The 11998-nt window shown below is 60.7% G+C and carries 8 protein-coding genes; 4 read left to right on the top strand and 4 right to left on the bottom strand.

The features are described from left to right. Nucleotides 1–21: 21 nt before the first annotated feature. The 4 genes from J9892_RS09625 to J9892_RS09610 form a co-directional block, all read right to left on the bottom strand. On the bottom strand, nt 22–2064 hold the full coding sequence (locus tag J9892_RS09625) for a prolyl oligopeptidase family serine peptidase (protein ID WP_210538235.1): 2043 nt from the start codon (nt 2062–2064) through the stop codon (nt 22–24). Beyond that, the gene (locus J9892_RS09620; RefSeq protein WP_201956442.1) at nt 2064–4232 is read right to left on the bottom strand and encodes a TonB-dependent hemoglobin/transferrin/lactoferrin family receptor; all 2169 of its coding nucleotides are present in this window, start codon (nt 4230–4232) and stop codon (nt 2064–2066) included. Before J9892_RS09620 ends, J9892_RS09625 begins: the two co-directional genes overlap by 1 nt. Before the next feature lie 249 nt (nt 4233–4481). After that, nucleotides 4482–6329: a DUF3413 domain-containing protein gene (locus tag J9892_RS09615; protein WP_010674246.1), complete on the bottom strand. Its 1848-nt coding sequence runs from the start codon at nt 6327–6329 to the stop codon at nt 4482–4484. A 43-nt stretch (nt 6330–6372) separates the two neighbouring features. After that, complete coding sequence (locus J9892_RS09610) at nt 6373–6600, bottom strand: YejL family protein (protein ID WP_039038627.1); 228 nt, start codon at nt 6598–6600, stop codon at nt 6373–6375. Between the two features lie 73 nt (nt 6601–6673). On the opposite strand from J9892_RS09610, the gene yejK reads away from it, so the two are divergent. The 4 genes from yejK (at nt 6674) to malG (ending at nt 11932) form a co-directional block, all read left to right on the top strand. Next, complete coding sequence (gene yejK, locus J9892_RS09605; protein WP_039038628.1) at nt 6674–7723, top strand: nucleoid-associated protein YejK; 1050 nt, start codon at nt 6674–6676, stop codon at nt 7721–7723. 395 nt (nt 7724–8118) lie between these two features. Further along, on the top strand, nt 8119–9300 hold the full coding sequence (gene malE / locus J9892_RS09600) for a maltose/maltodextrin ABC transporter substrate-binding protein MalE (protein ID WP_041212786.1): 1182 nt from the start codon (nt 8119–8121) through the stop codon (nt 9298–9300). A gap of 73 nt (nt 9301–9373) precedes the next feature. Continuing rightward, nucleotides 9374–11029: a maltose ABC transporter permease MalF gene (gene malF, locus J9892_RS09595; RefSeq protein ID WP_210538234.1), complete on the top strand. Its 1656-nt coding sequence runs from the start codon at nt 9374–9376 to the stop codon at nt 11027–11029. 12 nt (nt 11030–11041) lie between these two features. After that, nucleotides 11042–11932 (top strand): maltose ABC transporter permease MalG, encoded by an 891-nt coding sequence (gene malG / locus J9892_RS09590; RefSeq protein WP_010674251.1) that lies wholly within the window; start codon nt 11042–11044, stop codon nt 11930–11932. Nucleotides 11933–11998: the final 66 nt, after the last annotated feature.

Below are 11998 nucleotides of genomic sequence, written 5' to 3'. Positions count from 1 at the left end.
CCAGAAAAAGAGGGCAAGGGGTCAGTGGTTGACGCCCGCCAGGGTGAGCAGGAAGGCAAACTCCTGCGCCGCACGCAGCGCCGCCGTTCGGGGGGCGCCCAGGTGGCCGCCGTCGAGTTCGGTGCGCAGCAGATAGGGGCCTGTTCCCGTGCTATGGGATCGCAGGCGGGCTATCCACTTGAGGGGTTCCCAGTAGGGCACCTGACTGTCGTGCAGGCCGCCCGTCACATAGACGGGGGGATAAGGGGCCTTGTGCAGGTTGTCGTAGGGGCTCAGGCGGCGCATGGCGGCATAGTCACCCGGGATGGCCGGATTGCCCCACTCGGCGTACTCCTGCCGGGTGAGGGGCAGCTCGGGATCCTGCATGGTGCCGAGCAGGTCGACGAAGGGAACTTGCAGCACGGCCCCGGCGAAACGGGTGGGCGCCTGGTTGAGTGCCGCTGCCACCAGCAGGCCGCCGGCGCTGCCGCCCATGGCAAACAGCCGGGCGGGATCGATGGCGGGATCCCGTGCCAGGGCATCGGCCACGGCGAGAAAATCATCCACGCTGTGCTGTTTGTCCCGGCCACGACCCTCCCGGTACCAGGATTCGCCGAGCAGACCGCCCCCGCGCACATGGGCGATGGCGTAGACGAAGCCGCGATCCAGCAGGCTCAGCACCCGGGGCTGGTAGTAGGGGCGCATGGGGGTGCCGTAGGCCCCATAGCCGTAGAGCAGCAGTGCCCTGGGGTGGGTAATGCCCTTGCGCCAGACCAGGGAGACAGGCACCTTGACCCCATCCTTGCCCGCGATCCAGCGTCGCTCGCTCTGATAGGGAGAAGTGTCCCTGCTCTCGGGTGTCCCCTCCCAGGCGCCGGAGGCGAGATCCAGCCAGCGCTGGTGAGGTGGTTCGGCCATCCCCTGGCGGCGAATGAGCACCTTGTCGCTGGCCGGTTCCTGGCTGCCCTGGATCCAGGCCGTGCCTGCGCCATCGGTGAGCGGCAGGCTGTGGGTCAACGCACCCTTGGCGTCCAGTACATCGAGCCAGTCATCCCCTTCCTTGCGGTATTGCAGCACGGTGTGCCGGGCAAAGAGGCGCCACTTCTCGAGTTCCCGGCCCTCGCCGGACCAGAGCCGTTGCCACTCTCCCTTCGCCACCAGGCTCAAGTCGGCCACCTGATAGAGGCCGAGGGCGCCGTCCCGGTTGCTCTTGAGCAGCACCCTGTCCCCCAGGGTATCCAGGTAGTATTCGAGGCCGCGCTCGCGCCCCTTGAGCAGGTCGGCCCGACCTGCGTCCAGCAGGTATTGCTCCGAGCTGTCGTGGTTGTTGCTTTGCAGCACCAGGTGGCGGCGATCCGTGGTGCGATAGAGGCCGAGCAGCCAGGCGGGATCGCGCTCCTCATACACCAGGGTCTCCTTGCCACCCTGCCAGGCCAGCAGTTGCCAGGGGCGCAGGGTCTGGCGCTCGTTGGCGAGGGTGTAGAGGATCTTGCCATCCAGACTCCAGAGCAGATCGCCGGCGCGGTGAGGCAAAGAGGCCAGAGTCTCGCCACTCGCCAGATCCAGCAGGGTGATGCGGTAGTCCCGATCTCCCCTGCGGTCTTCGGCCAGGGCAAGCAGGTGCCCGTCCGGGTGCAGGGCCCAGGCGGCGAGCTCGTAATACCCCTCCGCAGGTTGGCGGGGAGCCAGCCGCTTTCGGGGGGCGGCATTGGCGTCGCTGCGTTGCCACAGGCTGCCGTCCGCCTCCATGCGCCACTGGCTGCCAGCCTGGCTCAACCAGTCGTCCGGCACGGGTTCACCCCGCTCCCGGCCCTGCCACTCCGTCTGCAGGCGCTGCACCAGTGGCGTCTGGTCGGCGAGCTGCCGCTCGGTCCAGCGGTTCTGCTCGCGCAGCAGCGTCAGGAGGGCGGGATCCTGGCGGCTGTCGTCACGCCAGCCACCATAGGGATCGAGACGGGCTATCTCCCCCTTCATCAGTTGCGGGCGCTCGGGGATGAGGGGCGCGGCCTCCAGGGTTGCCTCAGGCTGGGGAGAGGCGGGGATCGGCGTGGCCAGCAGGCTGGCCAGGATCAATAGGCTGTGCATCAGATCCCCACGAAGGTGTAGCGCAGGCTGGCACTCAGGGTGCGGCCGCTCTGGGTGAAGAGGGAAGCATCGGTCCCGGCTTCCAGCCCGGCCACATCCTGATAGCGGGTGTAGCGGGTGTCGAACAGGTTGTCGAGCTTGAGGTTGACCTTGAGGGCGTCGGTGACCAGCCAGTCGGCCGTCAGGGCGAAACTGAGCCAGCCGGCACTTTCGAGGCAGTCCCCCTGGCGGCCGGTCAGGCTGTTGCCGCAGGTGGGCACCCGGCTCATGGCGGCGGCATAGTCCGCCTGAATGCCCAGACTCCACTCATTGGCCTGATAGCTCAAACGGGTGTTGCCCTCGAGGGGCGTCAGGGTGCGCAGCGCTTCACCTTTGTTGTCCTCGCCATCGACCCAGCCGAGCTTGGTAGCGAGCTCCCACTCCTGGGTCAGCCAGTAGCTGGCGGCGAGTTCGGCCCCCCAGGTTTCGGCCTTGGCGACGTTGCGATATTGGCGCAGGATGACGCCATCGCTCAGGCGCAGCCCCACCTCGCGCCAGTCGATGAAGTTGTAGTAGCGGTTGTAGAAGAGCGCTGGCTTGATGCTCCAGTTGTCCCCCTCGCCACTCAGCCCCCACTCGATGCTGTGGCTGGTCTCCTCCTTGAGCCCGGTATTGGCGATGATCTCGAAGGGCGGCAGGGCGAAGTAGTGAGGGATATTGCCGTACACCTTGTCGTAGGAAGGCGCCCGGAACCCGTTGGCGTAGCTGAGCCAGCTGCGCCACTGGTCGTTGAAGCGGTAGCTGGTGGCCAGGCTCGGGGAGAGGTGCCAGCTGTGGTTGCTGTCGTGGCTGCCGTCCAGCGGCGTGAGCCACTGGTGATCCATGCGCAGGGTGGGGGTGAACTGCCACTGGCCCAGGCTGGCCACGTCGCCGAGCCAGACTCCGGCCCTGTCGGTACGGGCTCGGCTGAAGGGGGCGGACTGGCCGGGTTGGGGAATGCCGGCCTCCAGACTCAGCTTCTCCACCGGCCGCTCGTGGGTGGTGCGCTCGAGCTCGATGCCGTAACTGAGCTGATGGGCGAGATGGCCGGTGGCGAGATCCCGGCGCACATCCAGCTCGGTACCGATCCTGTCTTCGGTGAAGGTGGCGAGTTCCCGTTCGCTGCGATAGCGCGGATAACCGCTCAGCAGATCGTTTTGCAGCAGGCTGCGCTTGTTGGCGGTGTTTTTCGAGTGATTGCCGTAGGCACTCCAGGTGAGACTGTCGGCCAGTATTGTGTCGAGGTTGCTCGCCTCCCAGGCCAGCTTGCCCCCCAGGGTGCGTTGGCTGCCCTGCTCGTGGTACTGGCGCACCTGCCACTTGCCATCGGGCTGGGGCACTTCGCGTGGCCCCTGATCCCGCTCGGCGTTGTCCTCGAAGTAGTCGAGTTCGAGGCGCAGCAGATGATGTTCATTCAGCTGGATGCGAGAGCTGGTGGAGGCGCTGATGCCATCCAGATCCGCCGGGATGCGGCTCTCGTCGTAGTTGGCGGTCTCATGCCCCTGCCAGCCGGAGAGGCGCAGCAGGTGTTCAGTATCCCGTATCCGGGCGGCGCCGGTGGCGCTCAGCTTCTGCTTGTCACTGCTGCCATCGTGCAGCACCTTGCTGCTGAGATAGGCATCCTGGCCCTGAAGGTAATCTTCCGGCTGCTTGGTGCTGATGACGATGGTGCCGCCGATGGCATCGGAGCCATGGAGGGAGGAACCGGCTCCCTTGGCCACCTCTATCTGTTTGACGTCGTCGAGATCGAAGCTGAAGCGCCCCACCTTGTCGTTGAGGTCGTCGGCGCCAAAGCCGTCGCTGACCCGCACCCCGTCCTTGATGATGAGCACCCGGTTGCCGCCCATGCCGCGGATGATGATGTTCTGGGGGCGGCCAGCGGAGCCGGTCACCGAGACGCCGGGTTCGTTCTTGAACACATCGGTGAGTTCGGTGGCAACCTGGCGATCCAGATCCTCCTCCGTGATGACGGTGATGGAACCGGACACGTCGGAGAGCTTCTGCTCGATGCGCTGTCCCTTGACCACGATGGTTTCCCGCCCCTTGAGTTCGGGGTGCATGTCCGTTGTGTCGACCCCGGCGGGATCGCTGGCAGCCAGCGCCGTACCGGACAGCAGCATGGGCCAGTAGTGAAGAAGTCGAATTTTCATATTTGAGAATAATTATTATTTAAGCCTGAGGGCGCGGATTATTGCAGAGGGAGTCAAGCAGATCAATAAATGACAATCATTATCATTTTGTTTTTATGATATTGATCGAATTGAATTTTTTGAGAGTTAAATCAGTAAGGTGGTGGCATACGTTTGCGAATGACGCCATGAGAAACAGGAGGACGGGTGTGGTGAGGGCAAGAAAAAGCCCGCCATAGGGGCGGGCTCAAGGAGGTGGGCTGGCGCAGATCAGGGGGCGCGATAGAAGCGATTGAGCTCGTTCATCACCTGGATCAGGGTGCCCATGTCCGGGGTGCCGTGCTTGATGGGGCGATAGGTGTCGCGGTCCAGCAGCTCGAAGTCCCCCTGCTTGTTGAACTGGGTGATGGTGTTGCCCTGATAGATGGCGAAGTCATTCTGATCCCCCGCCAGCAGCCAGGTGCGTGTACTGGCTTCGAACAGGTTGCGCCCCGTGCTGTAGTCACGATAGGGGTTGCGTACACCCAGCATGTTCTTCATCAGGGTCGGTACCAGATCCAGGTGGCTGCTCGCCTGCGCCTGGGGCGCAGGTTCGGCACCAGGCCAGGCCAGCACCAGGGGGACCTGCACCTGATAGGTCGAGTAATTGCTGCCATAGCCCCAGCTGTTGCTCTGGGTCTCGTTGAACTCCTGACCGTGGTTGGAGGTGACCACGACGATGGTCTGATCATCAAGCCCCTGCAATTGTAGTTGGGTCAGCATCTGCTCCAGCAGTTGATCGGTATAGAAGACCGCGTTCTTGTAGCGGTTCTCCAGCTTCTGCAGGTTCTCGGGCCGATAGGCAGTGGCCGGGTTGAAGCGGGTCAACTCGGGCTGGAAGGGGCCCTTGATGCTGGCTGGCACCTGATAATCCCCCGGGCTAGAGAGATAGACCAGAGAGAACCAGGGTCTGTCCGCGGTGCGCGTGCCAAGCCACTGCTGCCAGTCGTCGATGAGCCTGCGGTCATCGGTCTGGCGGGAGACGAAGACCTGCTTGCGCAGACCCGCAAGCAGACTCTGGCGATACTGCTTGGCATCTTCCAGTGCACCGAACAGGCCGAACTGGTAGTCCTGACGCAGCATCTCGTCGAACAGCACGGGGGGGCGCTTGTCGGCCCGGATGTCCCCGTAATAGTGGCCGGGCAGCCCGTAGAAGAGGCTGAACATCCCCATGGCTTCATCATTGCCACCACTCATGTGCTGGCGGAAATTGAAGTGGTTGTCCGCGTAGCGCTGCAGATTGGGCATGTTGATGTTGTTGAGCATGTCGGCTCGCAGGGAGTCGACCACCACCACTAGCAGGTTCTTGTGATCGCTGGGTGCGCTCACGCTGAGGGGGCGCAAGGGATAGAGCAGACGGTGCTCAGCGCTTCCCTGATCTTCGGCCTTCTTCTCATACTGCTCGAGGTCGAGCCAGCCATGCTTGGCCAGGAAGCTCCTGGCGGTCATGGGGTAGGAGAGGGGGAAGTTGGCCCGCTGCATGGTGATGGGTTGATACAGGGTCGCATCCGCCCAGCTGTTGACCAGATGGGTCAGGATGAAGCAGACCAGCAGGGCCAGTCCCACCTGATTGCCGTACTGGCGGCGTTTGCGCTTGTTGATCTTGCGCCACACATAGGCCGACAGCAGCAGTTGCAGCAGGAAGATGGCGGGCACCGCCACGAAGATGATGCTCCAGATAGAGCCCTCTTCGGTCTGCGCCTGATCCAGCAGCAGTTGCCACACCTGGCCATTCAAGTGGAACTTGAACAGCTGGAACACCTGGGTGTCGATAAGCAGCAGCACCAGCGCCAGGGTGGCGATGATGGATGAAATGAAGCGCAGCGGCTTCTCCCTGGGCAGGATGAAGCTCAAGGGGAAGATGGTCAGCAGATAGGTGACGAAGCTCAGGAACGAGAAATGACCTATCCAGCTGATGACGAGATAGGTCACGCCGAGCGTGGTCGACGGCCAGCTGATGGCGCCCAGGTAACGGGTCGAGATCAGCATGGCCAGGATGATGTTGAAGAAGGAGAACCAATGCCCCCAGGTGATCAGGCGAGAGACATTATCGCGATAGGGGTTGCCGGTTTCGACCATAATGATCCATCTGCTTGAAAAACATCAAAGAATGCGAAGAAACTCAGTGCGCATCGTGGCGATGGCCCACCGAGGCGGTGAGTGCCTGGATGAACTTCTCGGTGATCGCCTGGCGCTGGGCCGGGGCCATGCCGTTGATGATGTTGGTGGTCAGGTTGCCAAGGACCATCAGACTGAGATCCACCGGTGCCTTGTGTTTCTCCAGGGCGGTGATCAGGTCGTTCATCAGGGCGTCAAACTGCTCGTTATTGTACTTTGATACGATGGGCATAATCTTGGGTTCACCTCGGTTCAAAGCGCCTTATAATACTTCACCCTTTCGGCTAACACTATGGCTTTGTGACATGAGTCTCGATATCGACAAGATCATTCTTCACTCCCTGCGGGCGGGCAACGATGGCCAGCCCCACGCCGATACCCGCAGCCAGACCCTGCCTGCCGACGAGGCGGTACAAGGGCTGATGGCGGAGCTGCATCGCATCTACAACGGCAAGGGGGGAAAGGGCTTTGGCTTCTTCGCCGATCCCGAGGCCGCCGTCGCCGAGCTGGCGGAGGGGGAAGACGCCCCCAAGCAGCCTTCCCCCGCCTTTCGCATCGCCCTGGAGCAGCTGCTGGCGGAGCAGACCGAGTTCGTCCCCTTTTCCGTCAACCTGACCCAGATGCTGGTCAAGCAGCTGGTGGAGCATGCCCTGGACGAGCAGGGGGTGTTGCTGATTGCCAAGTACAACTATGTGGGGGTGGATTACCTGATGATCGCCCTGCTGGAAGGCAAGGAGAGCGTCACCGTGAGCGAGGCGCTGGAGCTGCGCCACATCCAGTACCTGGATATCGGCAAACTCAATCTGGTGGCCCGCATCGATCTCACCGAGTGGAAAACCCAAGGGGATTCGCGTCGTTATATCACCTTCAGCAAGGGCCGGGTCGGTCGCAAGCTGGGGGATTTCTTCATGGATCTGCTGGGGGCCCGGGAGGGCATGGATGCCAAGATCCAGAACAAGGGGTTGCTGCAGGCGGTGGACGATTACTGCGACAGCCGCCAGCTCGAACCGGCCGAGCGCAATGACTACAAGAAGCAGGTCTTCAAATATTGCACCGAGCAGGCCAGCGCCGGCGAGGAGATCGAGATCAAGGAGCTGTCGGCGGAATTGCCCGGTGATGGGGACCTCGATTTTTACAGCTTCATCGGTCAGGAGTACGAGCTGGAGGAGCGCTTCCCGGCGGACCGTTCCACCCTGCGGGGCTTGACCAAGTTTGTGGGCTCCGGTGGCGGCCTGACTCTGAGCTTCGAGCAGAAGTTGCTCAACAGCCGGGTCTTTTACGATCCCCAGACCGACACCCTGACCATCAGGGGAGTCCCGCCCAATCTCAAGGATCAATTGCTGCGCCAGTCGTAATGTGATCCAGCCGTCATTTCTTGCAAAAAGGCACCGGAGTCCGCTCCGGTGCCTTTTTATTTAAGGGGGTGATGTAGATGGAAACCACCTCAGTACTTTTGTTAACACATTGAACAAAATACCGGGAATGAAAGGGTTTTCAGTGGGATGAAATCCCTTTCAATGACGTAAATTGATTTCCTTTCTGTAATTTAATTTCCATATCTTGGCAAAAATATGGGGATATCCCTTCCTAAGTCGCTGAAATAAGAAAATGTTTTCATAACTTTCTGGAAGAAAATACGTAATTGCATTTCAAAAATGCGAGGCGTGTCATGTGAGGCATTGACTGCTTGGGATAATATGCATCTGCACACAATGCTCTTACAGCGCGGAACTAATACAAGGAAAGGCTCATGAAAAAGAAATTGCTGTCATCCCTGATCGGTCTGGCTACCCTGGGCGTGGCCTGCTCTGCCACTGCTGCCATTGATGAAGGTCAGCTGACCATCTGGATCAACGGTGACAAGGGCTACAACGGCCTGGCCGAAGTCGGCAAGAAGTTTGAAGCCGAAACCGGCATCAAGGTCACCGTCGCCCACCCGGATCAGGTTGAAGTCAAATTCCAGCAAGCCGCCGCCACCGGCAACGGCCCGGACATCTTCTTCTGGGCTCACGACCGTTACGGTGAGTGGGTCAAGTCCGGTCTGCTGGTTCCCGTGACCCCGAATACCGCCACCAAGGCCAAGTTCGAGCAATTCGCCTGGGATGCCATGACCGTCGATGGCAAGACCTATGGCTACCCGGTCGCGGTAGAAGCCGTCAGCCTGATTTACAACAAGGATCTGTTGCCCAACCCGCCGAAGACCTTCGAAGAGATCGCCAAGATCGACGAAGACCTGAAGAAAAATGGCAAGCGCGCCATCATGTGGGCCTATGACACCCCCTACTTCAGCTACCCCCTGGTGGCTGCCAACGGTGGTTACGCCTTCAAGAAGACCGCCACCGGCTATGACGTCAAAGACACCGGCGTGAACAACGCAGGTGCCAAGGCCGGCGTCGGCTACATCTCCGAGATGATCAAATCCGGTCACCTGGAGAAGGGCATTGACTACGGTGTGATGGACGCCAAGTTCAACAAGGGCGAAGTGGCCATGATGATCAACGGTCCCTGGGCTTGGAGCAACCTGGACAAGAGCGGCATCAAGTATGGCGTAGCCCAGCTGCCGACCCTGAAAGGCAAGCCCGCCAAGGCCTTCGTTGGCGTACTGGGTGCCACCATCAACGCCGCCAGCCCGAACAAGGATCTGGCCATCGAGTTCCTCGAGAACTACCTGCTGACCGATGCCGGTCTGGCGCCGATGAACGCCGACAAGCCGCTGGGTGCCGTGGCCCTGAAGTCCTTCCAGAAGACCCTGGAAGCCGACCCCAACATCAAGGCCACCATGCTGAACGCCCAGAACGGCGAACCGATGCCGTCCGTGCCCGAGATGAGCCGTTTCTGGTCCTCCTTCGAAACCGCCCTCAAGAACATCACCTCTGGCCGTCAGGGTGTTGACGAAGCCCTGGATACCGCTGCCAAGCGTATCGTCCAGTAAGCATGCACTACCCGGGAGGCCTTCGGGCCTCCCACTCTCTCAATCTCTCTTGGCGCAATAAAGGTTAATTGGCATGGAAGTAGTACCTTCTATCGAATCCTATGCCGGTCCGAAGAAAGACAAGTACGTCTGGCTGAAATGGACCATGGCGGCACTGATCGCAGTGCTTAATGGTTATGCGGCCGTGATGATGTATGCCAGCGGCGAGTGGGTATTTGCCCTGCTCGATCTGGTGGTCGTCTCCGTCGGTCTCTATGTCTTCATGAACAAGAAGACCTATGCCCACCGTTATATTTTCCCCGGTGTGGCAGGCATGGTTGTTTTTATCATCTTCCCTCTTGCCTACACGATCGGCATCGCCTTCACCAACTATTCGGGATCCAACTTGCTCTCCCTTGAGCAGGCACGGGATTACCATCTGAAAAAAACCTACAAGGTGACCGGCGGTGAATTCGATTTCACCCTCCTGGGTGGTGAGAACAATCAGTTTCAGCTGCTGCTGAAACAGGACGACCAATCCTTTATCAGTCAACCCCTTACCTTGCTGAACAACAAGGCGCTTACCCTGGCCGTCCGTGAAGGACGGGTCCGTGACGAGCCCCAGGTTATTCAGTTGCAACCCCTGGCCGGGGAGGCGACCGACAAGGCGGCACCCATTCGTGCCATCGTCGATCACCGCACCCACCTGAGTGCCCTGGATGTGGTACTGCCCGAAGGCAATATCCATCTGACCCTGAGCAGCCTGCGCAAGTTCGCCGCCCAGAAACAGCTCTATACCCAGCTGGTCGACGGCGCCGTGCTCAAGTCCGGCGTCATGATCAAGGACAGCAACCTGCTGCGTGACAACCAGAGCGGCGAGCTGATGCAGCCCAACGGTGACACCGGCTTCTACCAGTACATCGATGCGGAAGGTCACTTCGTCGGCAAGGGCATTGCCCCCGGTTTCGTGGTGAGCGTGGGTTGGAAAAACTTCATGCGCATCATGACGGACCCGGGTATCCAGAGTCCCTTCATGCAGATCTTCGTCTGGACCGTGATCTTCTCCGCCTGTTCGGTGGCGTTCACCCTGGCGATTGGCATGGTGTTGGCGTGTCTGGTGCAGTGGGAGCAGCTCAGGGGGCGTGGTTTCTACCGGGTCATGCTGATCCTGCCCTATGCGATACCGGCGTTCATCTCCATCCTGGTGTTCAAGGGCTTGTTCAACCAGAACTTCGGTGAAATCAACCTGTTCCTGGAAGCGGCCTTCGGCATCAAGCCGGACTGGTACACCAATCCCTTCCTGGCCAAGGTGATGATCCTCATCGTCAACACCTGGCTCGGTTACCCCTACATGATGATCCTCTGCATGGGCCTGCTCAAGGCGATTCCGGAAGATCTCTACGAGGCGTCTGCCATGGACGGGGCGGGGCCGGTACAGAACTTCTTCAAGATCACCGTACCGCTCTTGATGAAGCCGCTGACACCGCTGTTGATTGCATCCTTTGCCTTCAACTTCAACAACTTCGTACTTATCCAGTTGTTGACGAACGGGGCGCCGGACATCATCGGGGCCACCACGCCGGCCGGGACCACCGACTTGCTGGTGAGCTACACCTACCGGATCGCGTTCCAGGGCTCGGGTGGTCAGGACTACGGTCTGGCCAGTGCCATCGCCACCGCCATCTTCCTCATCGTGGGTGCGCTGGCCTTGCTCAACCTGAAATTGTCCAAAGCCGACAAGCAACTGTAAGGAGGCTTCAACATGGCAATCGTACAACCCAAATCAGTCAAATACCGGGTGTGGGCAACCCACCTGGTGATGTGGGGCTTCCTGGCACTGATCATCTTCCCGCTGATCATGGTCATCGCCATCTCGTTCCGTAACGGCAACTTCTCGGTGGGGGAGATCATCCCCACCAATCCGACCCTGGATCACTGGAAGCTGGCGCTCGGAATGTCCATCACCAACGCCGATGGCAGCATCACGCCGCCGCCGTTCCCGGTGCTGACCTGGCTGTGGAACTCCATCAAGGTGGCGGGCATCACCGCCCTGATGATAGTGGTGCTCTCCACCACCTGTGCCTACGCCTTCGCCCGTCTGCGGTTCCGTGGCAAGTCCACCATCCTGCAGGGCATGCTGATCTTCCAGATGTTCCCGGCGGTGCTGGCACTGGTGGCCATCTACGCGCTCTTCAACAAGATCGGTGACTACATCCCCTGGCTGGGTCTCAACACCCACGGCGGCCTGATCCTGGCCTACATGGGGGGCATTGCCCTGCACGTCTGGACCATCAAGGGCTACTTCGAGACCATCGACTCTTCCCTGGAGGAGGCGGCGGCCATCGATGGCGCTACTCCGTGGCAGGCGTTCCGCCTGATCCTGCTGCCCCTGTCGGTGCCCATTCTGGCGGTGGTGTTCATCCTGGCCTTCATCGGCTCCATCACCGAGGTGCCCATGGCCTCCATCCTGTTGCAGGATGTGAACAATCTGACCCTGGCGGTCGGGGCTCAGCAGTACCTCTATCCGCAGAACTACCTGTGGGGTGACTTCGCCGCAGCCGCCGTGCTGTCAGGCTTCCCCATCACGGTCGTCTTCCTGCTCGCCCAGCGCTGGCTGGTGGGTGGTCTGACCGCAGGCGGCGTGAAAGGTTAACGGTTCATGGCCGGGGGAGCTGGCTCCCCCCGTCATCACGATTTGCAAAGATTCAAGAGCGGAGCT

It is taken from the genome of Aeromonas sp. Prich7-2, from assembly GCF_017939255.1.
GTDB lineage: Bacteria > Pseudomonadota > Gammaproteobacteria > Enterobacterales > Aeromonadaceae > Aeromonas > Aeromonas caviae.
The sequence above is the reverse complement of the archived record's forward strand: the minus strand, read 5'-3'. Positions and strand labels throughout refer to the sequence as shown.